This window comes from Spirulina subsalsa FACHB-351 (assembly GCF_026130165.1).
In the GTDB taxonomy this organism is placed as follows: Bacteria; Cyanobacteriota; Cyanobacteriia; order Cyanobacteriales; family Spirulinaceae; genus Spirulina_A; species Spirulina_A subsalsa_A.
The window spans coordinates 27,966-53,215 of sequence record NZ_JAIHOM010000022.1 but is presented as its reverse complement, the minus strand read 5'-3'; the positions used below and the strand labels follow the sequence as shown (position 1 = coordinate 53,215).

At 46.7% G+C, this 25,250-nt stretch carries 18 protein-coding genes, 1 tRNA gene, 1 rRNA gene and 1 pseudogene; 8 read left to right on the top strand and 13 right to left on the bottom strand.

All coding sequences use genetic code 11. From position 1 onward, the window contains the following. A 16S ribosomal RNA gene (locus K4A83_RS06325) occupies positions 1 to 107 on the bottom strand; the annotation flags it as partial. 451 nt (positions 108 to 558) lie between these two features. Here K4A83_RS06325 and K4A83_RS06320 point away from each other — a divergent pair. Beyond that, positions 559 to 2,757: a phosphoketolase family protein gene (locus K4A83_RS06320; RefSeq protein ID WP_265263601.1), complete on the top strand. Its 2,199-nt coding sequence runs from the start codon at positions 559 to 561 to the stop codon at positions 2,755 to 2,757. A 138-nt stretch (positions 2,758 to 2,895) separates the two neighbouring features. On the opposite strand, the gene K4A83_RS06315 is transcribed toward K4A83_RS06320, so the two are convergent. Continuing rightward, a tRNA-Leu gene (locus K4A83_RS06315) sits at positions 2,896 to 2,976 on the bottom strand. A gap of 435 nt (positions 2,977 to 3,411) precedes the next feature. Here K4A83_RS06315 and K4A83_RS06310 point away from each other — a divergent pair. The 4 genes from K4A83_RS06310 (at position 3,412) to K4A83_RS06295 (ending at position 7,977) form a co-directional block, all read left to right on the top strand. Then, positions 3,412 to 4,431 carry an aromatic ring-hydroxylating dioxygenase subunit alpha gene (locus K4A83_RS06310; RefSeq protein ID WP_265263600.1) on the top strand — a complete coding sequence of 340 codons (1,020 nt, stop codon included), beginning with the start codon at positions 3,412 to 3,414 and terminating at the stop codon, positions 4,429 to 4,431. Positions 4,432 to 4,475: 44 nt separating this feature from the next. After that, complete coding sequence (hisA, locus tag K4A83_RS06305) at positions 4,476 to 5,243, top strand: 1-(5-phosphoribosyl)-5-[(5-phosphoribosylamino)methylideneamino]imidazole-4-carboxamide isomerase (protein WP_265263599.1); 768 nt, start codon at positions 4,476 to 4,478, stop codon at positions 5,241 to 5,243. Positions 5,244 to 5,352: 109 nt separating this feature from the next. Next, positions 5,353 to 6,117 carry a Uma2 family endonuclease gene (locus K4A83_RS06300; protein WP_265263598.1) on the top strand — a complete coding sequence of 255 codons (765 nt, stop codon included), beginning with the start codon at positions 5,353 to 5,355 and terminating at the stop codon, positions 6,115 to 6,117. A 723-nt stretch (positions 6,118 to 6,840) separates the two neighbouring features. Then, positions 6,841 to 7,977, top strand: a complete 1,137-nt coding sequence (locus tag K4A83_RS06295) for an AZOBR_p60025 family cell surface glycopolymer formation protein (protein WP_265263597.1) — start codon at positions 6,841 to 6,843, stop codon at positions 7,975 to 7,977. Here the strand turns inward: K4A83_RS06295 and K4A83_RS06290 are convergent. From K4A83_RS06290 to K4A83_RS06275, 4 genes are all read right to left on the bottom strand, one after another. Beyond that, positions 7,974 to 8,660 (bottom strand): glycosyltransferase family 2 protein, encoded by a 687-nt coding sequence (locus K4A83_RS06290; protein WP_265263596.1) that lies wholly within the window; start codon positions 8,658 to 8,660, stop codon positions 7,974 to 7,976. The genes K4A83_RS06295 and K4A83_RS06290 overlap by 4 nt on opposite strands. Positions 8,661 to 8,822: 162 nt before the next feature. Then, positions 8,823 to 9,434: a class I SAM-dependent methyltransferase gene (locus K4A83_RS06285; RefSeq protein ID WP_265263595.1), complete on the bottom strand. Its 612-nt coding sequence runs from the start codon at positions 9,432 to 9,434 to the stop codon at positions 8,823 to 8,825. A gap of 15 nt (positions 9,435 to 9,449) precedes the next feature. Next, positions 9,450 to 10,709 (bottom strand): DNA cytosine methyltransferase, encoded by a 1,260-nt coding sequence (locus K4A83_RS06280; RefSeq protein ID WP_265263594.1) that lies wholly within the window; start codon positions 10,707 to 10,709, stop codon positions 9,450 to 9,452. 54 nt (positions 10,710 to 10,763) lie between these two features. After that, complete coding sequence (locus K4A83_RS06275; protein WP_265263593.1) at positions 10,764 to 11,012, bottom strand: hypothetical protein; 249 nt, start codon at positions 11,010 to 11,012, stop codon at positions 10,764 to 10,766. 316 nt (positions 11,013 to 11,328) lie between these two features. On the opposite strand from K4A83_RS06275, the gene ldpA reads away from it, so the two are divergent. Both ldpA and K4A83_RS06265 read left to right on the top strand, forming a co-directional pair. Further along, a complete protein-coding gene (ldpA, locus tag K4A83_RS06270; RefSeq protein WP_407809896.1) occupies positions 11,329 to 12,459 on the top strand; it encodes a circadian clock protein LdpA in 1,131 nt (376 codons plus the stop codon). 189 nt (positions 12,460 to 12,648) lie between these two features. Next, entirely contained in the window at positions 12,649 to 14,322 is a 1,674-nt protein-coding gene (locus tag K4A83_RS06265; protein ID WP_407809900.1) for a R3H domain-containing nucleic acid-binding protein, read from the top strand. Between the two features lie 92 nt (positions 14,323 to 14,414). Here the strand turns inward: K4A83_RS06265 and K4A83_RS06260 are convergent, their stop codons facing one another. The 6 genes from K4A83_RS06260 to K4A83_RS06235 form a co-directional block, all read right to left on the bottom strand. After that, positions 14,415 to 14,846 carry a DUF6691 family protein gene (locus K4A83_RS06260; protein ID WP_265263590.1) on the bottom strand — a complete coding sequence of 144 codons (432 nt, stop codon included), beginning with the start codon at positions 14,844 to 14,846 and terminating at the stop codon, positions 14,415 to 14,417. Between the two features lie 7 nt (positions 14,847 to 14,853). Beyond that, positions 14,854 to 15,279 (bottom strand): YeeE/YedE family protein, encoded by a 426-nt coding sequence (locus tag K4A83_RS06255; RefSeq protein ID WP_265263589.1) that lies wholly within the window; start codon positions 15,277 to 15,279, stop codon positions 14,854 to 14,856. Positions 15,280 to 15,417: 138 nt separating this feature from the next. Next, positions 15,418 to 16,203, bottom strand: a complete 786-nt coding sequence (locus K4A83_RS06250; protein ID WP_265263588.1) for an EAL domain-containing protein — start codon at positions 16,201 to 16,203, stop codon at positions 15,418 to 15,420. 264 nt (positions 16,204 to 16,467) lie between these two features. After that, on the bottom strand, positions 16,468 to 17,985 hold the full coding sequence (locus K4A83_RS06245) for a sensor histidine kinase (RefSeq protein ID WP_265263587.1): 1,518 nt from the start codon (positions 17,983 to 17,985) through the stop codon (positions 16,468 to 16,470). A gap of 415 nt (positions 17,986 to 18,400) precedes the next feature. Further along, positions 18,401 to 21,106 carry a phycobilisome rod-core linker polypeptide gene (locus tag K4A83_RS06240; RefSeq protein WP_265263586.1) on the bottom strand — a complete coding sequence of 902 codons (2,706 nt, stop codon included), beginning with the start codon at positions 21,104 to 21,106 and terminating at the stop codon, positions 18,401 to 18,403. A 281-nt stretch (positions 21,107 to 21,387) separates the two neighbouring features. After that, positions 21,388 to 22,125 carry a hypothetical protein gene (locus K4A83_RS06235; RefSeq protein WP_265263585.1) on the bottom strand — a complete coding sequence of 246 codons (738 nt, stop codon included), beginning with the start codon at positions 22,123 to 22,125 and terminating at the stop codon, positions 21,388 to 21,390. Positions 22,126 to 22,402: 277 nt separating this feature from the next. Here K4A83_RS06235 and acnB point away from each other — a divergent pair, with 277 nt between their 5' ends. Beyond that, positions 22,403 to 24,991 (top strand): bifunctional aconitate hydratase 2/2-methylisocitrate dehydratase, encoded by a 2,589-nt coding sequence (gene acnB, locus K4A83_RS06230; RefSeq protein ID WP_265263584.1) that lies wholly within the window; start codon positions 22,403 to 22,405, stop codon positions 24,989 to 24,991. Between the two features lie 67 nt (positions 24,992 to 25,058). Here acnB and K4A83_RS06225 read toward each other — a convergent pair. Next, positions 25,059 to 25,250 (bottom strand): annotated as a pseudogene (locus K4A83_RS06225) (DNA methyltransferase); the annotation flags it as partial.

The following is a 25,250-nucleotide window of genomic DNA, read 5'->3' as shown; positions in this document are numbered from 1 at the left end:
ACGCTTTACTCACCCGTCCGCCACTAACTCCGAAGAGTCCGTTCGACTTGCATGTGTTAAGCATACCGCCAGCGTTCATCCTGAGCCAGGATCAAACTCTCCATTTTGGCTCTCTAGATGTTTTTTTTGGCTTGAGTTTTATTTTCCCCTTGCCGAAACTTCTAGGAGTTGTTTTTTTCCTGTTGTTTCTTTTTGACTTGTGTCTTTTGACTTGTGTCTTTTGACTTGGGGGGTGCTAAAATTCTTTCAAACTATTGATTTTTCGAGGTTCAGCGCACTCGGTGTGGTGTGTTGCCTTCCGTTGCGCGCATTTACCAATATATCCACTTCTCCCTAGGTTGTCAACCCTTTTTTCTAAACTTTTTTTCTCGGCCTTCACTTCATGGGCTGCAATCCCCTCCGCATAAGCTTTTTAGCTGACAAAGTTTTTTTGAATTGGGGGTGGAATGGGGTGTGGGGTGGCTTCTCTGTCTGGGGATGTACATTGCTGGGGGGCTTACCCTTGGGGGGGTAAGATTGATCTTTAAGGCTTTTAAATATGAATGAGGATTTTATAGAATGACTGTTGCTACAGCAATTCCTACGTTTTGTCAAGGAATTCAGTTTTTTGCTGAAACGCTGCCGGGATTTAATGAGTATGGGAAGGAGGGGGCGATCGCACCGGGAGCCACAAAGGTCGATCCCACCCGCTTAGAGTCGGCTTATCAGACGATGTTAATGGCCGATGGGTTGCGCTATTTAACGTTACAAATTACAGCAAGTAAAGAGTCGGGACACCCCGGGGGCTTTGCCAGTGTGGCAGACGGAATTGCAGCTTTAGTGATGTTGGGTCACAAAAACATCATGACTGAAGTAGGGCATCATGCACCGGGATTTTATAGCACAGTCTTTTTAGATCGTTCTCTCGAAGACATGGGGATTACGACGGTTCAGGAATTGCGCGATCGCTTCCGAGAGACTCATGGGCTTCTAGGCCACCTCTCCGGGCAGATTCCGGGGCTTCTCAACCCGGCCGGACCATTAGGGCAAGGACAACATTTTGCGATGGCCGCCGCCAAACTCAACCCCGGAGTATTATTTCCCGTGACCATTGGGGATGGGGGTTTAGGAGAACCTTATATTATGAGCAGTTTTGGCCACTTCCACACGGCCTATCCCGATGTGACTAACTTCCTGCCCATTTTGGTCTGGAATGGCTATTCCCAAGAACATCACAGCATGGTTTCCACCAAAACCAATGATCAAATGCTGGAATATTGGGGAGGCAACGGCTTTGAAAATGTAATTTTAGTCGATGCCAAGGATTTTGATGATGCCAAACAACCGGGAGACTATGTAGATAGCACTAACTTCTCTCTGGAAAAACGCTTGGCCTTTGTGCAGGAAGTCCTGAAACGGACGGAGGAAGCGGCTCAATCTGCTCTCAATGGCAAGTTAACAGTTCTGATTATTAAACAACTCAAAGGGGCTGGAGTTCACAAACGAGGCGCCCAGTCTCATAACCTGTACCCCGGGGATACAGTGGAGCGGGATTATATTGTCAATGCCCTCAAAGAGCGGGCTTTAACTCCCGAAGCTTGGGAATTAGTCCGCACAAACTGTGTCCGGGCTGGGGGAGGTTCTGCTTCTAAAACTGTGGTGACGGAACAAGTGCGCCCCTTAGCGGATTTAGGGCAATTGCCCTTAGAAGAATATGCCGTCGGAGGTGATAAGAAAGTAGCCACTACTGCAATGGGGGCTTTAGTCGTTCATGTGGGACAAAAAGATCCCAGTTTTGTGGTGACTAATGCCGATGGGAATGCGGCCTCGGGGATTAATAACATTAATGTGGGCTTAAATATTGTCCACCCCACCACTGATGAAATCTATTATCAGCAACCTCAAGGTCAGGTGTATGAACCCTTGAGTGAGGATGCTTGTGCAGGTTTAGCGGTCGCTTTATCGTTAATGGGAGCGCGGACGTTGTGGTGTTCCTATGAATCCTTTGCTATCAACGGTTTACCCATTTGGCAGACGGTGACGCAGGCAATGGCTGAATTGCGCCGTCCCACTCCGTCTACTATTACCTTATTTACCGCCGGGGCGTTAGAACAGGGGCGCAATGGTTGGACGCACCAACGACCGGAGATTGAGAATTATTTTGCGGCGATGATGCGCAATGGCAATGTTTTCCCCTTATTCCCTTGTGATGCTAATAGTGTGCAAGTCTGCTATGAGTGGGCTTTAGAGACGAAGAATAAAGGGATTACTATTACAGCATCTAAGTCTCCTTTACCGATTCGGACGACGTTTGAACAGACGCGAGAAGGTTTGGTGAATGGGGGTGTTGTTTTACAAGAAACACCGGGCGAGCAAACGGTTGTGTTTGCTGTCATTGGGGATATGACGTTAATTCCGGTGCTGGAAGCGGTGGAACAATTGCAAGCACAAGGCATCGGTTCAAAGGTGGTGTCTATTATTAATCCTCGTCGTCTTTATCGTCCTTCTGATGTGGCCTGGGATGCTTGTTCAGAATCGGATGGCGATTTCCTCGGTGATGAAGGATTTGCTGAGTTATTCGGTGGGGATGTCTTACTGGGAGTCACGGGAGGCACCAGCGCCATGTTAGAACCTGTGATGTTGCGCAGTACCTCGAAGCGAGATGTTTTTGCTTGGAAACGTGGCGAAACAACGGCCAATGCAGGACAGATTATGGCGTTTAATGGTTTAACGGCTGAGAATTTTGTTAAGCGGGCTGTTGAGCTATTGGGACGTTAAATCTGCATCCCCGACTGAGTTTAATCGATTCCCCCACGCCTTGTGCTGGGGGATGATGGGTCAAAGATGAGTGAAACGATAAGCTAAATGGATTGAGTGAAAGCCTAAACACTAGATACAGTAAGCGTTTAGGTATTATGCGGATGGCGAGACTCGAACTCGCACGGGCTAGCCACACGCCCCTCAAGCGTGCGTGTCTACCAATTCCACCACATCCGCGTATATTCAATGCACAGTATATTCAATGCACATACAGGCGCATACATCTGTTACCGCGTATTGGGTTCTGCCGAATTAGAGGGAATGAAACCAGCATAACCAAGGTCTTATGATAACACATCTAAGCTGACGGGTCAAGAAAAAATTTTTGATCGGAGGGTGAACTAGAGGGCATCAAGTTAGATTTCTTCCTAGACGGTGACGCTTTTAACTCTTCAAGCTAGTTTATGGATGGGGTGAGCATGGCGATCGCACAATGACTAGCACATCACCTCAATCCCAGCGATATCAAAAGATATTAGCTTTATACAGAGATGAACGCCTTTCCTCCCCCCTGAACCCATTAAACCTCTTCCTAGGATACATCACCTCGGAAAGATTGCTATAGAATAGACCCAGATCCATCCCACTAAACAAAAACCTCAAAAACACTCTATGTTAGTCACCCAACAACCCGTTTTTAAACGCTTTTGGTATCCTGTTTTACCCCTCAATCAACTCAAGGATACCCCTCAAAGTTTTCAACTCTTAGGTCAAAAAATTGTACTCTGGTTAGATGAGGTTGGAAAACCTGTCGCTGCTGCCGATCAATGTTGTCATCGTTCCGCCCAACTCTCCCTAGGAAAAGTCGTGAATGGAAACATTGCTTGTCCCTATCATGGTTGGCAGTTTAATCGGACTGGAGCTTGTGTTAAAGTTCCTCAATTAACTGATGATGCTCCCATCCCCACTAAGTATCAAATTCCTACTTATTCCTGTCAAGAACGCTATGGTTATCTTTGGGTTTGTTTAGGCGATCCACTACAACCCATTCCCGAAATACCAGAAGCTAAAGATCCAAATTTTCGGTTAATTCATGAATTTTACGAACCTTGGAATGTCGCTGGAATAAGGGTTATGGAGAACGAACTAGACCTAGCTCATCCAAGTTTTGTTCACACTAGCACGTTTGGTAGTCCTGATCATACTATTCCTGAAGAATTAGAACTGACGGAAACAGACTATGGTTTGACAGGTCAAGCCATTCTAGGTGTAGTTAATCCAGAATTACAACAAAAAAACCTAAAAATGGGCGAAGGAAAAACCACTCGTTATTTTGAGTTAGATTGGTTTCTTCCCTTCACTTGTCGCTTGCGGATTCGCTATCCTAATGGCTTGGTTCATGTGATTGTTAATACAACTACTCCCATTAGTGATTCTTCCTCCCAAATTGTGCAGTTTTGCCTAAGAAATGACACAGAAGCAGATACATCTGCTGCTGATGTAATCGCCTTTGACCGTCAGGTAACATTAGAAGATAAACGCATTTTAGAAACCACGAATTATGATGTTCCTTTAGAGATGAGCCGAGAACAACATATGATGACCGATAAACCCGGTCTATTAATTCGGCGCAGATTTGCAACCTTGTTAAAAGAACATGGGGAAACTGAACAAACCCTACAAACTGTGTAGATAATTGCAGCGAATCCAGATTAGAGCAAAACGAAGAATAGAACATGGAAGTTATCCCAGCCATTGATTTACTCCAAGGTCGTTGTGTGCGTCTCTATCAAGGGGACTATAGCCAGTCCGAGGTTTTTAATGAAAATCCTGTTGAAGTGGCTCGACAGTGGGAACAGGAAGGGGCGACCCGCCTTCATTTGGTAGACTTAGATGGGGCAAAAGAGGGGAAGTCGGTTAATTTAGATGCGATCGCCTCTGTCACCCAAGCCATCTCGATTCCCGTGGAAGTGGGGGGTGGACTGCGGGACAAAGCCACCATTGAGCGCCTATTTGAGGTGGGAGTGCGCTATGCGATCGTCGGTACTATTGCCGTGGAAAACCCCGCCTTAGTCCAACAACTCTGTCACGATTTCCCCGACCAGATTATTGTGGGGATTGATGCACGCAACGGCAAAGTCGCCACTCGGGGATGGCTAGAAACCTCGGAAATCAACGCCACCGACCTCGCCCAACAAATGGCCGGTTTTGGCGCAAGTACGATTATTTACACCGATATCCACCGAGATGGTACTCTCATCGGCCCGAACATGGAAGCACTGCGAGAAATGGCTCAAGCGGTGGAGATTCCCGTTATTGCCTCGGGGGGAGTAAGTTCACTAACAGACCTCTTGAGTTTATTGGCTTTGGAGCCTTTAGGGGTCATCGGTGCAATTGTCGGTCGTGCCTTATACACTGGGGATGTGTCCCTCTCAGAAGCGGTGCGTGCTGTGGGTCAAGGTCGTTGGCAAGATGTCCCCCCAGACCCTCCTCGATTTGCTTAAAATGGGTGAGAGGAGGATGTTGGGAGCAGTTAATAGTTGTATAAATTATAACTATTAATGGTTAAGAGTTCTGCGTCCTGCCTCTTGTTGATTCCCTAGGCTAAAGATTATGACAGTTTCTACTCTCTCCCAACTGGAATATCCAGAAAGCGACGGACAACCCTTGGCTGATAATACATTACAATTCCGACTGATTGTCACCCTACAAGGGGGACTCGATGCCTTATTTCAAGATAATCCCAATGTTTTTGTCGCGGGGGACTTACTCTGGTATCCCGTAGAAGGAGAACCTTGGACTCGTGTTGCTCCTGATGTGTTAGTAGCCATTGGTCGTCCCAAAGGCGATCGCGGATCTTATCTACAATGGCGGGAGGATAACATCCCCCCCCAAGTCGTCTTTGAAATTGCCTCCCCCAGCAATACCCGTCAAGAATTAGAAGTGACAAAACACCACTTTTATCAACGCTACGGGGTAGAAGAATATTATCTGTTCTACCCTGAACAGGGGGAATTAAAGGGATGGCTGCGCTCCGGAGCAATTCTCGCTCCCATCCCCACTATGGACAACTGGATTAGTCCTCGACTCGGCATCCGTTTCACCGTAGTTGAGGAACAGTTAGTGGTGTATCACCCGACAGGAGAACGTTTCACCAGTTTTGTGGAATTAGTTGCTCAAAACCAACAAATCCGACAGGAAGCTGAACAAGCTAGACTACAGGCCGAACAAGCTAGACTACGGGCAGAACAAGCCGAACAAGCCCAACTTAACGCCATTTCCCAACTTTTAGACCGGGGAATGACTGTGGAACAAGTGGCTCAAGTGCTTTCCTTGCCTGTGGAGAGAGTGGCAAATTGGCGCGATCGCCAAAACTGAGGGGACTGAATCTTACCACAAAAAGGGGGTAAAAATAACACAATTTAATAGAAATTTACCCCGTTAAAGTAAGGCTTCAAAGTTTAGTAAAGTTTAGTATCAAACCCTTGGTTATTTGAGCGAAACTCGCTAGATTAATAAGTGAAGCTACTGAAGCTTCCCTGGCAGATAAAACAGCCAAACCCGAAGGATAACGCTAGTTCATGTACAAAGAGAGGTAAGAACGCTGTTTAATTTTATATCTGTCTCGTGTCAGTCCAAAAGCAGTAACTCCAAGCAAAGCTCCGATTTCCTTAATTAGTTTTATGGGGAGCAACACAAGAATAATTTTAGTTCTTTGTGACTCCGCACAGGCTCAACCCAGAAAAGGAGAGAAAGGCTTTCTAGATAGAGTTACTGCTTTTGCGTTGGGGAGATAACTCAGCAAAAATTTTGGGCGATCGCAGCAGCAGTGGGATAATTACCCCAGGAGTCTGGTACAACCCCACCAATCCCTGATTCTCTGGGATACCTTAGAACTGTGTCAAAGATGACAGACAAGCTTTTGTGAACTCTATAGTTTGAGAAATAGGCGGGAAAATTGTCCTACTACAAAACTATACTGTTGATTAACACAGATGGAAAGGGATGGTATTGCCCAATGTTGACCGCAGAACATAGGATAATCTACTCTACAGACTTCATGTTCTCTTGAACCCTAAATTTTGATTAATGTTTAATATTGTGCAGTTCCCTCTTTTGAGAAAAAGCCCTATTTTGAGCAATGGGATTATTGCCACCCTTGTAGTCATAATTGTTCTACTGTTCAACTTATGGTTTAAATTTGATGGCAATATTACAGGCTTTTTTCGCATTGGTAGTGAATTCCCCCTTTCTCCCTATCTCAACCCAGAAACCACTTTTATTTATCCCAACGAAGTAGGGCATGATGGACAACAATTCTTAACCATTGCCTTAGATCCAACCTTACAAAATTTGGATAGCATTAACGCATTAGACGCTCCTCATTATCGCTATCGACGCATTTTATATCCCCTGTTAGGCTATGTTTTTGGGTTAGGACAATCTCGCCTCATTCCTTGGGCAATGGTCATCTTAAATGGGATTTTAATTGTTTTATTAGTTCTCTTAATCAGTGTCACTCTACAAGCTTATAATTATTCACCACATTATGGCTTATGGGTGTTATCTATTCCCAGTGTTTGGATGGCTTTTGTTCTATCAACTGCCGATTTATTAAGTGGATTTTTATTGGTTTTATCGATTTATTTTTACCGCAAAAGTAGCCCAATTTTAACGTCAATTTCCATTGCGTACCTTTGTTTAACTCGGGAGAATTTACTAATTATTTGGCTGGCTTTTGTTTTATGTAGTATCTGGGAGCGTCGCTGGAGGCAATTGGTACATTTGGGTTGGTCATGGCTACCTATTGCCCTGTGGAGTTTTGTTATCTCTCGTCGTTCCGATTTTCCAGAATCCTCGGTTTTAGAACAAGTTTTTACCTATCCTTTGGGGGGAGTTTTGAATAAAATCAGCTTACTTTTCTCACAAGAGATAGTGGCTAAAACTCTATTTGAGTGGTATAATTTCATATTACTAATAGTAGTATTAAGCGCAACATTTTGGTTTTGTTTTCGGCAAATAAAATTTAATAAAATTGTTTTAATTTGCACAGCAATCTTAACGGGGCTATTCCTGATTAGTAGTGCCAAAATATTAGGATATTATTTGGACTATTTACGAGTTTATATGCCTGCTTACTTTTTGTTGCTTTTAACCCTAGAAGCTCATCAAATTAAAACAGGAATATTGGGGGCGGTAAGTTTATCGAGTATTGCCTTTCTTGTTTTGCATAATTAGGGTAAAAGATTATACTTAAATATACAAAAAATTGCCCAAAAGCCATCTTTCCAGCCAATTTTTTTACCCTCTTTATAGGTACGCCCATAATAGGAAATACCGACTTCGTAGATTATACAATTGAGTTTAGCTACTTTGGCGGTAATTTCTGGTTCAAAGCCAAAGCGATTTTCTTGGATTCTCAGAGACTGAATAATTTCCCGTCGAAATGCTTTATAACAAGTCTCCATGTCCGTTAGGTTTATATTGGTCAACATATTAGACAAAAGGGTTAAAAATTTATTCCCTACCATGTGCCAAAAATAAACAACTCGATGAGGTCTTCCCCCTTGAAAACGAGAGCCAAAAACCACATCTGCTTTGCCTTTAAGAATGGGTTCTATCATTAAGGGATATTCTTGGGGATCATATTCTAAATCGGCATCTTGAACAATGACAATTTCCCCTGTTGCGGCTGCAAATCCTGTGCGTAATGCTGCCCCTTTGCCTCGGTTTCTGGGGTGATAAATGACTTGATCAACGATGGATTCGATTTGAGATTCTAAAACTTGTCTCGTGCCATCAGTTGAACAATCATCGACAATGATAATTTCACAATCAACGGGGGATTTTTTGACGGCTTCGATGACTTGAGAAATTGTGCCAACTTCGTTATAACAAGGGATGATAACGGATAATTTCATGGGGCAGAGTCGTGATAGGGTAAAGGATAGCAAAAGTTATATAGCGTTCCCATTTGAGTTGTGTAATCTACAAGGGAAAGCAAAGGGAACACCGGATCTGGGAAGAGTATACAAGGGTTACAAGGAGCTTGAAGTATTATGAGAAACTTCTCTGAGAGTTCATCAATGATTTGGAAACGCTATAGTAAGGGGTGGTGCTTTAGGGGGAGGGGATCTTTTTTTGACCACAGTGCAAAAGTTATTCATCCCTAGTTGAAAGTATTGGTGATAAAAGTCTTGAAATCCAGCTTGAATAACTAGAGATTGTTTTAGTTTTTGTCGATTATAGTATCTTTTGTGATCACGAATTTCGGCTTCACTGACTAATTTTAAGCGATAGGCTAAAAATTCTAAAATGGGCTGGGACCAGAGGGAGGGAACAGTAAGTATTAGTTTTCCGTTAGGGATGAGAACGCGATAAATTTCTTGCAGAATAGCCTGTTCATGTTCGATGTGTTCTAGAACGGCTAACATGGTGACAATTTCAAAGCTTTGGTCAGGAAAGGGGAGTTGATGATCTAGTTTAAGTTGTAGGGTTTCAATATTACCTGTTTTGCGGGGTTCAACTTTAAAATCCACTCCAACCCCTTGTTTAATGTGATGAGAAATGGACTGTAAAAAACGTCCAGAGACTCCACAACCAATGTCTAATAGGGTGGAGTGGGGAGGAATATGTCGAAGGACTCGTTGAGCGCGAAATTGCCTTAAAAGGGGTTCGAGAAGAGGTTCTGTCATGGGCAAGAGGGAGGTTTAGATGTGTTGGTGGATAAAGTATTGTTCTGCTTGACTGGGGGTGAATTGGAGTAATGCGCGATCGCCTAATTCCAGAACTATACTAGGGGAAAAGGGCGTAACTTGCAGCGCAGCGATCGCCTGTTGTCCAATGGCACGACCTAACAACGGAGGCACAGAATTCCCCACCTGTCGGAATCCGTGCCACTTCGTCACATGAAACCCAAACCAATCGGGAAACGAATGTAAACGCGCTGCTTCCCGCACCGAAATCACCCGTTCATACTCCGGATGTAAAGGACGGGCTGAGGTATGTCTCCCCCGTTCCGAAGGAGTCCCCGCCCGCAGCGTACAACAGTATTCATCCCAGCCCAACTTGCGCAAACGACTAATCTCCTCCCGTTGCCCCGCAGGAGTTTGGCGGAAGCGTTCAATCGTGCTAGCCTCGTGTTGAGTGCGACGAAACCCCGTTAAGCAATGGGGATTCCAGCGACGGGGATAGGCCAAGTTTCCCCCATCCCCCTTACCCCGTAATCGTTCCCCATAGGGGCTTATCGTCTCATCTAACGCCCTTAATTCCTCCTGAGAGAGCCACAACTCATCACTCTGGTTGAGATGGGGAAAATCGTCTAAATTGGGTAAATCCTGCAACGCATCGCGCACCGTAGGGGGATTCTTTTGAGGAGGAGGATAACAAAATTTAACCGCCCCCTCTCGACGGCCCAACAAAAACAACCGTTTCCGAGTTTGAGGAACCCCAAAATCCACCGCATTGAGGATTCTAACCCGTTCGGTAATTTGATACCCAGCCCCTCTCAACTCCCGTTTTAACCGTCGTAACAGGGACTGGTTTTTGGGTTGTTTCAGTCCGGGGACATTTTCCAACACAAAATAACGCGGTTGCAACTCCCTCACCAAGCGACAAAATTCAAAGATCAACTGGTTGCGCTTATCCTTGGGATTGCGGGGGCCGATGATGGAAAATCCTTGACAAGGTGGCCCCCCAAAGATGAGATCAATTTGTTGGAACTGGGGGACTTGTTGCTGCACTAAATGGACAATATCTGCCCCGGAAATGGTGGTGATATCAGCACATAAAACCCGTGTCTGGGGGAAATTATAGGTATAAGCGGCGGCGTGAATGGGGTCTTTTTCCACGGCAACCACTACATCAAACCCCGCTTGTTCCATACCTAAAGAAAATCCCCCCACTCCGGCAAATAAATCCACCGCAATAGGTCGTCTGAAAGGAGACAAGGGAACAGTAGGGGCATTCATGAAGCAATACTTGAATAATAGACCTAATGATTTTTTAGCAGGGATTGACCAGAGTTAAGAGTTCGGAAAATCGCCCTCCTCCCCTTTCCGCAACTGCTCTGTTTCCTCTGGAGTCAGACAGGTATAGTATTCCCAGACATAATCCTCCCCTCCCTCAAAATTCATCCGTTCTTCCCAATCAAAGCGCCAATACGTCCCACAATGACGACAGCGCTGTAAATTTTGTCCGTGGGATGGCATCCAGCAAAGTTGCTGGACAATGGTTAAATGGGGGTTTGGGCAACAGTTTGGCTGTGGCTGCATGATCAATCCTTCCGGTTTAATGATTTCAGGGTTTCTCTAGCTTGCAATAACCGTTTCCTCTCTGATCTAGCCGCCTCGGGGCTAAAATCACATCCATTCTGGGAGGGGGTGGACAGTTCTAACTTTTTGTAGTATATTGTGTAATACGCAAGTTACACAATAGGTAAGAGGGTCATGAATCAGTATGAACGGGCAGGGGAAACCTGCTGACGCTAGATACAGAGCTATTTTCTCCCAAGATCACTAGATATAGGGCTGGTTTCAAAAAGGTCAAATTCCTTTACCTTTTTTTTCGCCAAGGTTTTAGCATAGAGGGGTGATTGAAATAGACTCTCCCTTAAATTCACTCCAGTCGGGCTGCTGGTTCAAACTCATTTGTGGGGCTAGTTTTCAGCACCTTCCGGCTATCCGAAATCTTACCTTGGCTTATGCGCTGGGTGGTGCGGATTGTATTGATGTGGCCGCCGATCCGGCCGTCATTGCCGCGACCCAAGAAGCCATAGGGGTGGCTTGTGCTTTGCAACAAGAAGCCCAAGCGCGGGGGTTTTTGTGGAAAACTAAACCATGGTTAATGGTGAGCTTGAATGATGGGGAAGATCCCCATTTTCGCAAGGCGGTGTTTGATCCCCAATCCTGTCCACCCCATTGTCCTCGCCCTTGCGAGGGGATTTGTCCGGCCGAGGCGATCGCCTTTGGGGAAAATCCGGGGGTGATAGAAGCCCTCTGTTATGGTTGCGGGCGGTGTTTGCCCGTTTGCCCAAGTCAGTTAATTACGGCCCAATCCTACGTTTCTACCCCAGAAATTGTGGTGCCGCTCCTGTTTGACCAGGGGATTGATGCCCTAGAAATTCATACCCAAACGGGTCATTTTGAGGGCTTCCAACGACTTTGGCAGGCGATCGCACCCTATCAAGACCAACTCAAGATATTAGCCATCAGTTGCCCCGATCATCAGGATCTCATCCCCTACCTCAAAACCCTTTATCACTGGGTTTCCCCCTTACCTTGTCCCCTGATTTGGCAAACCGACGGTCGGCCCATGAGTGGAGACATTGGCAAGGGCACCACTCGTGCTGCCGTGAAATTGGCCGCGAAAGTCTTGGCTGCCCACCTGCCCGGTTATGTCCAACTGGCCGGAGGCACGAATCAGCAAACTGTGGAAAAACTGCGACAGGCAAAACTCCTCAATTTTAACCCATCTCTGATATCCTCAGAGCAAACCATTGCGGGAGTCGCCTATGGCAGTTATGCCCGCACTCAACTGACTTCCCTCCTCCACCAACTGGAGGAACGCAGTCAGTCCCCTTGCGGTAAACCCCAACTAGAACACCATCCTGATTTACTCTGGCAAGCTGTCGCCCTTGCTCATCAGTTGGTTGCTCCCCTCAAAGGGAGTCCACCTGTGTCCCGTCAGGAGGGAGAAAATCCGGGAGTCGTGTTGTCCTAACCTTTCCCCATTCCCCCCTGTAACTTGAACGCACAAATCTGTTCCTAACCTCAAGGTGGTATGACAAATCCCCAAAAAATACAATCCTTTCCTGAACCTGTTTTTACATCAACGCCTACTGCTAAACCTCACGATTCAAAACTCTTGAAACGCACAGAAATCGCCGATAACTTAGACCAACTCCTAGAGATGTTGCCCCCCAGCATTGGGGAAAAACTCGCCCAACATCCCTCCCGCGATATTGTGATTGAAGTGGTGATGGACTTAGGCCGCTTGCCGGAAGTTCGTTTTCCCCACGGGGCCGAGTATCTCGCTGAAATGCCCATTACTCGCGAAGATTTAAAATATAGCATCAACCGGGTGGGTAGTTTTAGCGGAGACAATCGCGCTGGCATTGAGCGCACCTTGCACCGCATCAGCGCCATGCGTAACCGAAGCGGGGATATTATCGGCTTGACCTGCCGGGTCGGTCGTGCGGTTTATGGCACCATTGGCATGATTCGGGATTTGGTCGAAACGGGACAGTCTATCTTGCTCTTGGGTCGTCCGGGGGTGGGGAAAACCACGGTGTTGCGGGAGATTGCCCGGGTGCTGGCTGATGAGTTACATAAACGAGTGGTGATCATCGACACCTCTAACGAAATCGCCGGGGATGGGGATATTCCCCATCCGGCCATTGGTCGCGCTCGTCGGATGCAGGTGGCTCGGCCGGAGTTACAACATCAGGTGATGATTGAAGCGGTGGAAAATCATACCCCCCAAGTGATTGTCATTGATGAAATCGGGACGGAATTGGAGGCGCTGGCCGCTCGAACCATTGCGGAACGGGGGGTGCAGTTGGTGGGAACCGCTCACGGGAATCAAATTGAAAACCTGATTAAAAACCCCACCTTAGCTGACCTGATTGGGGGCATTCAAGCGGTAACACTGGGGGATGATGAAGCCCGACGACGGGGTTCTCAGAAGACGGTGTTAGAACGAAAAGCACCCCCCACCTTTGAAATTGCAGTGGAAATGCAGGAACGTCAGCGCTGGGTGGTTCATCCTAATGTATCGGATACGGTGGACTTGTTACTGCGGGGTCAGGAACCCTCGCCCCAAATTCGCACCCAAAGCGATTCGGGAGAGGTGGAAATTAGCCAAAAACCAGCGTTACAGCCTTTGCCCGGTCGTCAGGGGTTGAGTGTAGCACCTCCGGCACAACCGGGGGGCTGGCGGGCTTCTGGGCGGATGCGTCCGGTGCCGAGTGGGAAACCAACGGTGGTTAATGCGGAGTTTGAGCAGATGTTAGATCAAGCTTGGCAACAGCCGGATCTGGTGGAGGATAAGGTACGAACTCCCGGACCCAATGGGGAGGATTGGCCGGTGTATGTTTATCCCTATGGGGTGGGGCGATCGCAACTTGAACAGGTGGTGGAGTTGTTGAACTTGCCTGTGGTGTTAACCAAGGATATGAATAGTGCAGATATTGTGTTAGCGCTGCGATCGCAAATCAAAAACCATTCCAAACTGCGCCAAATCGCCAAAGCCCGCCAACTTCCCATTCATGCCGTCAAATCCAGCACCATCCCCCAAATTACCAAAGCCCTCCGTCGCGCTTTAGGGATGGATGATTTCAACAGTTCAGAAGCCCTCGATTTGCGCTTATTTAGCCATCAGGGCAGTGATGATGAGTTAGAAGCCCTAGAGGAAGCCCGGTTAGCTGTTGAGCAGATTGTCATTCCCAAAGGGCAACCTGTCGAATTATTACCCCGCTCCCCCAAAGTCCGTAAAATGCAGCACGAATTAGTAGAACACTATCGGCTACAATCCGACAGTTTTGGGGAAGAACCCAACCGTCGTTTACGGATTTACCCGGCTTGAATTGAGGGCGATTTAGGAGACAAAGGGCGAGACAATCTCGCCCTTTTGTTTGAGGTGTTCTGGAATAGGGAATCAGAGGAATGGTTCAATCCTCAATTCCTCCCCTGTTTTAAATACCAACGACAGGCCAGAGAACCGCCAATCAAGGCCCCCATAAAGATGACTGGGTTAGCCAGTCCTAACACCAATGCCACAATCCCCGGACCCGGACAATAGCCTGCAATGCCCCAACCAATGCCAAAAATCGCCGCCCCCATCAGTAACCGTCCGTCAATATCTCGCCGTGTAGGGAGTTCAAACCGTTCCGCCAAAAAGGGATGAGGACGAGGCAAAATAAAGCGAAATGTAATCAGAGTCACACCAACCGCACCCCCCAAAACAAAGACCAGGGTAGGATCCCAGTCTCCCATCAAGTCTAAAAATCCTAACACGCGATCGCGGTCAATCATTTGAGATAAACCCAAACCAAAACCAAACAAAATTCCCGATAGCACAACAATGACATTCTGTAGATTCTCTTTCATCAAAACCTCAAAGCCCTAAAACATGACGCATCATCCCAACCGTTGCGATCGCCGTCGCCATAAAGACTAACACCGCAACGAGCGATCGCAACGACAACCGCCCCAACCCACAAACCCCATGCCCACTCGTGCAACCATTCCCCAAACGAGTCCCAAACCCCACCAAAAAACCCCCCACCATCATCATCCAAGGCGCAAACTCCCCCCGAGGAGTCCCCTCACTCGCCCAACCATACTCATACAAAGCCCCCCCAATCACCATCCCCAACAAAAACAACCAGCGCCACCGCTCCCCTGCCGCCCCCGTCAGCACCCCATTCACCATCCCACTAATCCCCGCAATCCGCCCATTAAACCCCAACAACAGCGTCGCACTCAACCCAATTAAACCGCCCCCCACCAAAGCCGACACCCAAGGCACATCCGTTAGCATCAAACCCTAAACTCCTTCAACTCACATTCAACCACCCCCATTTTAAGGGATGACCCACCTTCACAAAATCATCACAACAACTCACTAGAATCCCCACTCAGTGCAGATGAGCCCATCCGAGATTTCCTCCCCTTCCCCTCAAGCCACCAAAAGCCCTTCCTGCAAACGCTCCAACCAAAACCGTTTCTCCAACCCAATAATCGTCAACGGATAGCTAAACAAATACCCCTGAGCCACCCCATACCCCTGTTGTCCACAAAATTGAAGTTGCTGTTCCGTCTCCACCCCCTCCAGAATCACCTCCAAATTCAGACGACGGCTTAAATCCAAAATCGACAGCAAAACCTCATAATTCTTCGCATCCATCGTTGAACTTTGAATAAAACAACGATCCACCTTCACCCCATTAAACGGGAAATGCAGCAACCAAAACAAATTAGAATAACCCCGCCCAAAATCATCTAAATAAATCTTAACCCCCAACTCCTGCACCTCCCGCATCACCCGAACCGCCTGTTGCACATCATGAATCATCACCCCTTCCGTTAATTCCAACACCAAAGAACATGGATCAATTCCCGTCTCTTCCAACACCTCAGCAATCATCCGAGGCAAATACTTATGATTAAAATGACTCGCCGAAAGATTCACCGCCACACTCATCCCAAATCCTAGCCGATGTAACTCATGGATATCCTGACAAGCTTTTTTCAGTACCAAACCATCAATTTCCGAAATGACCCCAGTTGTTTCCGCAAACGGCAGAAAAAACAAGGGAGCCAGTAACCCTAACTCCGGATGTTGCCAACGAACTAACGCTTCTACCCCCACAATCTTTTGTTGTAAAACATTAACCTGTGGCTGATAATAAGGAACAAACTCCTCCCGTAAAATGGCTTGCTCAATGCGTTGTAGGGAAAACATAAAAATATCCTCTTGACAAATCATAACGGCTTATTTTATTCTGTTACAACAAACACAAATCATTTTGTTTTTTCAGCAAGATTTCATATTTAATTTAGATTTAACCTTACCCAAAAACTTAGCCTTAAAATCTAGCGAGAAGATGTAGCCTTATCCCTCCGTTTTGTTGTAAAATCTTCTTTGTTGTAAAATCTTCCCCTCTGGAGACTCTCAAAACAGTCCATTAAACAAACGTCCATTAAACTAAACAAACTTTGATAACCCTCATGAATTGACATTCGATATCACCTCTAAAGGACAGCAAGGAAATAGCTTAGGAATTTCGACTACAAACTCCGTCCCATAACCCGGTTTAGACCGACAAAACAAAGCCCCTTGATGTTTTTCTACTATGATAGAATAAGCAATTGAAAGACCTAAACCAGTCCCTTTTCCCGGTGGCTTCGTCGTAAAAAATGGGTTAAACAAATGCTGTTGCGTGCCTTCATCAATACCAACCCCATTATCAATAATCCGAATCTGTACCCGGTCAACTAAATCCTCCGTAAAGATCCAGATCGTCGGTCTGATGATCTCAGGATCTAACACCGTGAAACTTTCCCCCACCCCAAACTCATCCAAGGCGTCAATTGCATTAGCCATCAAATTCATAAACACTTGATTTAATAACCCCGCATAACATTCAACATGGGGTAAATTGCCATAATTCTTAATGACCTGAATTGTCCCTTGATTATAGTTAGACTTTAAGCGATGGTTCAAAATCAACAGAGTCCCATCCAAACCCTCATGAATATCAACCCGTTTCTTTTCCGACTGATCCAAACGGGAAAAATTACGCAGCGACTTCACAATCTCCGTAATCCGTTCCGTCCCCATTTGCATACTAGACAACAGCTTAGGTAAATCTTCCTGCAAAAAATTAAACTCAATTTCTGCACAATACCCTTGAATCTCTGGATCTTGATCAAACCCTTTGGCTTTATACAAGTCCATTAACTTGAACAGATGCTCAATATACTCCATCGCGTAGGATAAATTGCCATGAATAAAACACACAGGATTATTAATTTCATGGGCAATTCCCGCCACCATTCCCCCCAGAGCCGACATTTTTTCCACCTGAATTAACTGCGCTTGGGTCTTCTGTAACTCCGCCAAGGCATTTTGTAATTGACTCGCTTTCTCCCGTTCTCTGGCCTGAGATAACCTCAATTCAGCCTCAATTTGTTTGCGATCAGAAATATCCCGAATAATCACAATCACTTCTTGAGTCCCACAGGGAACATAACGCGCCTCATAATATCGCCAAGCCTCTTGATGAGGTAATACATACTCACTATGTTGCACTTGCTGAGTTTCTAAAGCTTGGGTAATAAAATAGCGAGTTAAGGCCGCCAAATCCACAGACCAAATTTCCTCAACTGTTTTGCCGACTAAATCCCCATTAGAAGATGCTGCAACGTTTTGTTCTGAAGGAAAATATTCTAAACAAACACCCTCTCTATTAAAGTGAATTAAGGAATCAGGCATGGCGAGCAAGAGCTTTTGATATTTCGTCTCTTGCTCTTCTAACAACTTTTTCGCGGCGAGAATTTCACGAATATTCACTTTCTTGGCAGAGAGATTAGGTTTTTGAGCGTTGTTCTGATGGGAAGTGGGAACGCCAGAATTAGACTCTTGAACAGACTTTCGCTCTTTCAAGCTATCCTTCGATGACGTATCATGTTGTGGCGCATGGGAGAAGGGGGCGTTTTGCCAAAGTGGTTGGGGGCTAAACATAAAATCTCTCCGTGATTACGTCCTGTCTATTCCCAATGTACATAAATAAATTGTGTAGAGACATCGGAAAAACTAGGGAACTTTTATCCGTAGAAACACTTAAATTAATTTTCAGTATATTTACTGATATTGAATTTTAGTCAAAAAACCCGTTAAAGATCAACTCTTGAATTTATTGTTAAATCCCTTCAATTTACAACAAAAATGTTGTTTTACTCAACGACATTAAGTCAGAAATACGGATTGAAAGGAGTGATCAATATCACATAAAACTGATGATTTGAACAGTAGCCCTGAAAAAATATAGCACAATACCGGGATTTAGTAACAAATTACACCGTTTTTGATTTGACCCAAAAAAGAGCATCTATCTAGGGGGATAGATGCTCTTTTTCGTCAAAAATTAGAGGCTGAATTAACGACGTACAACGGGTTCAAAACTCGGAACAACTAATTCCTTATCTTGCTTCGTTAACTTGTTATACAGCTTCTCAGTGTTCGGGAAGTTGGCCGCAGGTAAGGTGGGGAAACGACGGTAGGGAACCACATCTTCCCCAAACAGTTGGAGATACTCCATCCCGTTGACCATTGCCCCGATAAAAGCGCGAATCCCGGAACTCGCCAGAATTTGATTATAGGTTTGAATCTCCTTCTGATTTAACGGCGCACGACCGAGGAAATGCTTGGTGCCTAACTCAATGACCTTAGTATTGGGATAGGGGGTGTAGAACTCTTTGATATACAACTCAGAACAGCCTAACCCTTCGATAAACTCTTTAACGGTGATCTCACCATTGCTCAGTTTACTTTCTAAGCCCGTGAACTGAGTTTGAATCACATAAGGAGCTAAATCCCGTTCAAAGATTTGGCGATAAGCGGCAGCAATCAGATTTTTCACCGCCACTTTATCACCGCGATCGGTCAACTTAAACAGCTTGGTTTGTTGACGTTGAACCGATACTCCTTGACCCACACGGGTGTTAATATCCGGGTTAGTCCGAGTTTCCGTAACTTGTCCCAACTCCACAAAACGAGGTGTAGTTTCAACGGTCACTTTGGTGGCATAATCAGCCCGTAACGCACCGGGACGAGCCATCCGTAACTGCATCCCGGCCGGAGTTAAATAACGCTCAAACGGAACGGTATCCTCACCAAAGGCTTCGGTATACTCTGGGCTATCGACTAAGGCATCAATCAGGGCATAGAAGCCTTTCTTGGCGCACAAATCGAAATAGCTGTTGATTTCCTGACGGCCATAGGTCGGACGACCCAGTAAACGACGGTGAATATATTCCACCGCTTTACAGACATAGAGAGAAGACCAGTAGAGATTGCGGAATACATCGGATTTCGCCAAAATCTTGACGAACTCCCGCACTGTAATGTCACCATTCTCTAGCTTGATTTCCGCTACTTTCTGGCGTTGTCCATCATAGACATCCCGCCCGAACACTTGACGATAAGCGGCCGAGATCAGTTTTTGGGTGGAGCTTTCTGAATACTTGACGCTGGCTCCGTTACTGCTGCCGGGAAGTTGGTCTAAGCGGAAAACTTTTGGTCCCAGGGTGCCGGGGAACTCTCCACGAGCGCGAGGGTTTCCGGTTTGGTTGTTGGTGGCCGGTCCTCGGTGGATGAGGATGCGGCGAGTATCTTTGCCAAAGGGGGCCGGACGAGTGTTCGGATTCCGGGTTTCTTTGGGGAAGATTGCCCCAAACTGGATTTCTAAGGGGTCGTTGCCTGCGCCGTAAACGTGCTGATCCGGTAGGGGTCGATTGTATTGGGCGAAGGTGGTAATAAACTGAGGAACTTTGCGGAAGGGTGCGCTGTAGTTAAACAGGTCTTGCTGCATCCCCCAGTTACGAGATTCTTGGGCTTCTTGACCCAAACCGCGCAGATAGGGAACGGTTTCCTCGCCGAAGTAATCGGAATATTCCTGAGAGTCCACCAGTGCATCTACTAAAGCGGAAAGTCCCCCTTGAGACACGATGGCAAAGTAGCTTTGGACTTCTTCTCTGGAAGAGGGGCCTCGACCGAGGATATGGCGGAATGCCAATTCTAGAGCGCGGCTGTTGATAAAGGGTTCAAAAAACTGTTTGCGATAGAGGGGGGATTTGGCCAAACGACGGACAAACTCTTTCATGGAGATGTCACCGTTTTTGACCTGAGACTCTAAGTAGGAGATGGATTGGCTATAAGCGCGGGTGATGTCCCGTTCAAAAATCTGCCGATAGGCGGCCTTGACCACGGACTGTTTCTCTAGGGCAGAGAGTCCGGGTTTCATGACAAATTTTTTCCGTCTTTCCGCAGCATTGAAGTAGCTTTGGGGCAGTTGCAGACCTTGCTGGTCGGCAGAGGGCCGTTGACGGAGTTTGTCGGAAGGACTGGGCGCTTGGAATTCGGTGACGAGGACATCAAAGTAATCGGTGACGATACTTTGAGCTTCTTCGTCGGCTTGGAAATACTTCCGGGCCGATACTTTCATTTCCTGTAAGGCGACGAGGGTGGCGGCGCTCGAACAGGCATTCTCGATCACTTCTCGCAGACCGCGCACGTTCACGGTGAGGATGTTGGGATCTCCGGCGACGATGGCGTAGGTGACATAACGCAACATCCAGGATAAGTCCCGCAGGGATTTCTGCATATTGCTCGGGCCATAACGAGCAATGTTAATGGGACGGAATCCTGCGGGGACGGCTACTTTATTGCCTGTGCTGAGGAAGATGGAACGGATTCCATCGAGAATCCCTCCCCCCCCACTTTCAACGTAGGTCACGGTGCCGAGGGTCATCCCTTTTTTTACGTCCAATCCTTCGCCAATGGCACTGGCGGTGACGGTTTCCGGTTTTGCGTCTACGGGGGGTTTTTCTAAGAATGCCATAGGCGAACCCCCGGTAAAGATCCGGTTAGCGGCTCTGGAGACAATCAGATCCGCATTTTTGGTGATGATTTGGGCAATCTCTATGCGTTTATTGCCGGATTCAAAAAAAGATTTTAATTCGCCTAGCTCTCGACCGTCGGGAAAGCGGTCTTGTTGTTCCGCTTGGGCGATCGTAGAGGTGGGAACGGTTTGATACAGTTGAGGACGCGCAACTGAACTTCCACCACTTGCCGTAATACTCATGGTTAGCTCAACTATCTCCTATCCAAGTTTGTTACAGTCTACAGGCTATTGGTACTTCGTTATCCCCTGAGTTGAATTCGGGGGATAGGTTCAGGATTAGTAGCCTACAGTCTGCTGATTAAAGGAATCTTTATCAGTTTTGGTCAGCTTTTAGATTAAACCGTTTCCGGCTTCCTTAGCGACATTGTTAAGAAGTGTGTAGGAATTCTCAACATAACTATAACTGGATGTGACTCCTGAAGGAGGGGAACTGGTGGCCGGGAGTTGGATGGGGGGGAGGGCTAGAGTTCCCATTCCATGATTTCCTGCAAGGCAGCGATCGCCTGTTGATCTGTCACCTTGGGCAACCGATTGGTAAAATACTGTTCTGTGATGCCCAATGAATCGGCTCTCCACTGCTCCATGCCGTCGAGGAGTTGGGGTTCGGAAGATACCCAAAACCAATCTCGATCCCAGAAGATGATGTCAGCTAAATCGGCGATCGCATCTTCCCAACATCTCAGATCCTTGCTCTTATACTTTTCCCCATAAAAAGGATTGATTGCAACCAAGGGTTCTTCATGAGGGTTATCCTTCTCATATTGCATCAAATCAGGCAATATGAGAGCATCAAATCCCTCCCAACACATCCTCCTGTAACGGTAAACATATTCTTCTTCCTCTATTTGATTTTGGCTTTCTAGACACTTTTCACCCTCCAACTCTTCCCAAACCATTTGCTCCAAATAACCAAAAGGATAGTAGGCCGCTGCCTCTAAAAGATGGTTCAACTCAGGCATTGGAACTTCAGGCTTTAACAGCGCATTTAAACAAAAATTAATCAAAAATATTTGCTGATTAAAACTGGCTTTATCAAAAAAAACATTCCCCGTAGAACCCCACAGATTAAAATCAGAAAGGTTATATTCCCAATCATTGTAGACTAAAGTAGACCTAAAAGAATCTTGCAAAAGACCTAAATAAAATCGGGATTCCACCTCATCCAGAACTCGATCTCCCGTCTTCATATGCCAAACCATTCTTACTTTTCTCCGACAAAACTTCAGTTCAAACACATCTCAGAGTTTTGTTCAATGAAATAGTCAAGGATTTCTGAACTAATTTAAGCACAACCCACCCCGTACAGCAGAAAACTATAATTTTTCCATCCCTATCACATATAACTAACCTGAGATCAAGAATAATTCTAATTTAGCTAATCCTTAAAAAACTAAGACCGTTCCCCAGTAACTCCCCTAGCCCACCCCTTACAATAAAATAGCAAATGGAACACACTAGAGGAGAATATAAGAATCAATGCTCCAAGAATATCGCCAACACGCCGCAGAACGCGCCCAACTAGGCATTCCCCCCCTCCCCCTCAACGCCCAACAAACCGCCCAACTCTGTGAACTGCTTAAAAACCCACCCGAAGCCGAAAAAGAAGAACTCTTGATGCTCCTACGGGACCGCGTACCCCCCGGAGTCGATGAAGCCGCCTACGTCAAAGCAGGCTTCCTCACCGCCATTGCTAAAGGAGAAATTGAATGTTCCCTCATCTCCCACCAAGGCGCAGTAGACCTCCTCGGGACCATGATAGGCGGCTATAATGTCCAATCATTAGTAGACCTCCTCAAATCCAGAGACAGCAACCTCGCCGCCGAAGCCGCCAACGCCCTCAGCAAAACCCTCTTAGTCTTTGATGCCTTCAACGAGGTTTTAGCCCTCTCCGACATCAACCCCCACGCCAAACAAGTCGTAGACGCTTGGGCCGAGGGAGATTGGTTCTTAAATAAACCCAAAGTCCCCGAAACCATCACCGTCACCGTCTTTAAAGTCCCCGGCGAAACCAACACCGACGACCTTTCCCCCGCCCCCCACGCCACCACCCGGCCAGACATTCCCCTCCACGCCCTCGCCATGCTGGAGTCGAAAATGCCCGACGGCCTCCAAACCATTGCCCAACTCAAAGCAAAAGGGCATCCCGTCGCCTATGTGGGGGACGTAGTAGGCACCGGTTCCTCCCGGAAATCCGCCATCAACTCCGTCCTTTGGCACATCGGCCATGATATCCCCTTCGTCCCCAACAAGCGGGCAGGCGGCTATATCTTGGGTGGAAAAATTGCCCCCATCTTCTTCAACACCGCCGAAGACTCCGGCGCCTTACCCATTGAATGTGATGTCACAAAACTAAACACCGGGGATATCATCACCATTCACCCCTACGAAGGCAAAATCACCAACGAAGCCGGAGAAACTATCTCCACCTTCCAACTCAAACCCGACACCATCCTAGATGAAGTTCGTGCCGGAGGACGCATTCCCCTCCTCATTGGTCGCGCCCTCACCGATAAAGCCCGACAAACATTAGGTCTTGAACCGACCTCCCTTTTTGTCCGGCCTTCCCTGCCAGAAGACACCGGCAAGGGCTTCACCCTCGCCCAGAAAATGGTCGGCAAAGCCTGCGGTTTAGAAGGCGTGCGCCCCGGTACATCCTGCGAACCTATCATGACCACCGTCGGTTCCCAAGACACCACCGGCCCCATGACACGGGATGAATTAAAAGAGTTAGCCTGTTTAGGGTTCAATGCAGACTTAACCCTGCAAACCTTCTGTCACACGGCGGCTTATCCCAAACCCGTAGACATCAAAACCCACAAAGAATTACCCGACTTCTTCTCCACCCGTGGCGGTGTGGCTCTGCGTCCGGGAGACGGCATCATCCACTCCTGGTTAAACCGGATGTTACTCCCCGATACCGTAGGCACTGGGGGCGACTCCCACACCCGTTTTCCCTTGGGGATTTCCTTCCCCGCCGGTTCGGGTTTAGTGGCCTTTGCGGCGGCTTTAGGGGTCATGCCTTTAGATATGCCAGAATCGGTATTAGTGAAGTTTACGGGTGAATTACAGCCCGGTGTGACGTTACGCGATATTGTAAACGCCATTCCTTGGGTGGCTATGCAGCAAGGGAAACTCACCGTCGGCAAAGAGAACAAAATCAACGTTTTCAACGGCCGCATCATGGAAATGGAAGGTTTACCCGATTTGAAGGTAGAACAGGCCTTTGAACTCACAGACGCGACCGCAGAACGCTCTTGTTCGGGCAGTACCATCAAGCTGAGTGAGGAAACGGTGGCGGAATATTTGCGTTCCAATATCGTGCTAATGAAAAACATGATTGCACGGGGGTATCAAGATGCTCGTACCCTGTTACGTCGCATTGCCAAAATGGAACAATGGTTAGCTAATCCTAGCTTAATGTCGGCAGACCCGGATGCGGAATATGTAGACACTATTGAGGTGAATTTAAATGAGATTAAAGAACCCATTGTGGCGGCTCCCAATGACCCGGATAATGTCAAGTTAATGAGTGAATGTGCGGGGGATAAGGTAGATGAGGTGTTTATTGGTTCATGTATGACTAATATTGGCCATTATCGCGCTGCGGCGAAGATTTTAGAAGGGGCTGGCCGTATTAAGTCGGTGTTATGGGTTTGTCCTCCCACTCGGATGGATGAACAACAGTTACGAGAAGAGGGAGTTTATGGCATTTTTGCGGCCGCAGGTGCGCGGACAGAGATGCCGGGATGTTCTCTGTGTATGGGGAATCAAGCACGGGTAGAAGATAATGCGACGGTGTTTTCTACTTCGACTCGCAACTTCAATAATCGTATGGGGAAAGGAGCGCGGGTTTACTTGGGTTCTGCGGAGTTGGCGGCCGTTTGTGCGTTGTTAGGTAAGATGCCAACGGTGGAGGAATATTTGGCTATTGTGGCGGAAAAAGTTGACCCGTTTAAGGGGGATTTATACCGCTATCTCAATTTCAATGAAATTGAAGGTTTTGAGAATTTTGGGCGGGTTGTCCCTGAGAGTGAGATGCCTAAGTTAGAGGAGGTTGGGGTATAGTGTAGTATAAGGGTGAGTCTTTTTAGGCTCACCTTGATCGTAAATCTTACTTAAACTTAATTTTTTTTAACTTAGAAGCAATCTCTAAACTTGTACCTGATCCCGCAAAACAATCAAGAATCAAATCATTATCATTAGAAGATGTTTGCATAATTCTTGCTAACAGATTAGGATTTTTTTCTGTAGGATAGCCTGTGATTTTAATATTTTGATTATGAGGATCTTTATAATCTAACCAAATATCTTGAACTGGAATACC

Excerpts from the sequence above, each read along its gene's own strand:
- K4A83_RS06320 (WP_265263601.1), top strand. The coding sequence starts at position 559 with ATGACTGTTGCTACAGCAATTCCTACGTTTTGTCAAGGAATTCAGTTT.
- K4A83_RS06310 (WP_265263600.1), top strand. The coding sequence starts at position 3,412 with ATGTTAGTCACCCAACAACCCGTTTTTAAACGCTTTTGGTATCCTGTT.
- hisA (WP_265263599.1), top strand. The coding sequence starts at position 4,476 with ATGGAAGTTATCCCAGCCATTGATTTACTCCAAGGTCGTTGTGTGCGT.
- K4A83_RS06300 (WP_265263598.1), top strand. The coding sequence starts at position 5,353 with ATGACAGTTTCTACTCTCTCCCAACTGGAATATCCAGAAAGCGACGGA.
- K4A83_RS06290 (WP_265263596.1), bottom strand. The coding sequence starts at position 8,660 with ATGAAATTATCCGTTATCATCCCTTGTTATAACGAAGTTGGCACAATT.
- K4A83_RS06285 (WP_265263595.1), bottom strand. The coding sequence starts at position 9,434 with ATGACAGAACCTCTTCTCGAACCCCTTTTAAGGCAATTTCGCGCTCAA.
- K4A83_RS06280 (WP_265263594.1), bottom strand. The coding sequence starts at position 10,709 with ATGAATGCCCCTACTGTTCCCTTGTCTCCTTTCAGACGACCTATTGCG.
- K4A83_RS06275 (WP_265263593.1), bottom strand. The coding sequence starts at position 11,012 with ATGCAGCCACAGCCAAACTGTTGCCCAAACCCCCATTTAACCATTGTC.
- K4A83_RS06265 (WP_407809900.1), top strand. The coding sequence starts at position 12,649 with ATGTTGCCCCCCAGCATTGGGGAAAAACTCGCCCAACATCCCTCCCGC.
- K4A83_RS06260 (WP_265263590.1), bottom strand. The coding sequence starts at position 14,846 with ATGAAAGAGAATCTACAGAATGTCATTGTTGTGCTATCGGGAATTTTG.
- K4A83_RS06255 (WP_265263589.1), bottom strand. The coding sequence starts at position 15,279 with ATGCTAACGGATGTGCCTTGGGTGTCGGCTTTGGTGGGGGGCGGTTTA.
- K4A83_RS06250 (WP_265263588.1), bottom strand. The coding sequence starts at position 16,203 with ATGTTTTCCCTACAACGCATTGAGCAAGCCATTTTACGGGAGGAGTTT.
- K4A83_RS06245 (WP_265263587.1), bottom strand. The coding sequence starts at position 17,985 with ATGTTTAGCCCCCAACCACTTTGGCAAAACGCCCCCTTCTCCCATGCG.
- K4A83_RS06240 (WP_265263586.1), bottom strand. The coding sequence starts at position 21,106 with ATGAGTATTACGGCAAGTGGTGGAAGTTCAGTTGCGCGTCCTCAACTG.
- K4A83_RS06235 (WP_265263585.1), bottom strand. The coding sequence starts at position 22,125 with ATGGTTTGGCATATGAAGACGGGAGATCGAGTTCTGGATGAGGTGGAA.
- acnB (WP_265263584.1), top strand. The coding sequence starts at position 22,403 with ATGCTCCAAGAATATCGCCAACACGCCGCAGAACGCGCCCAACTAGGC.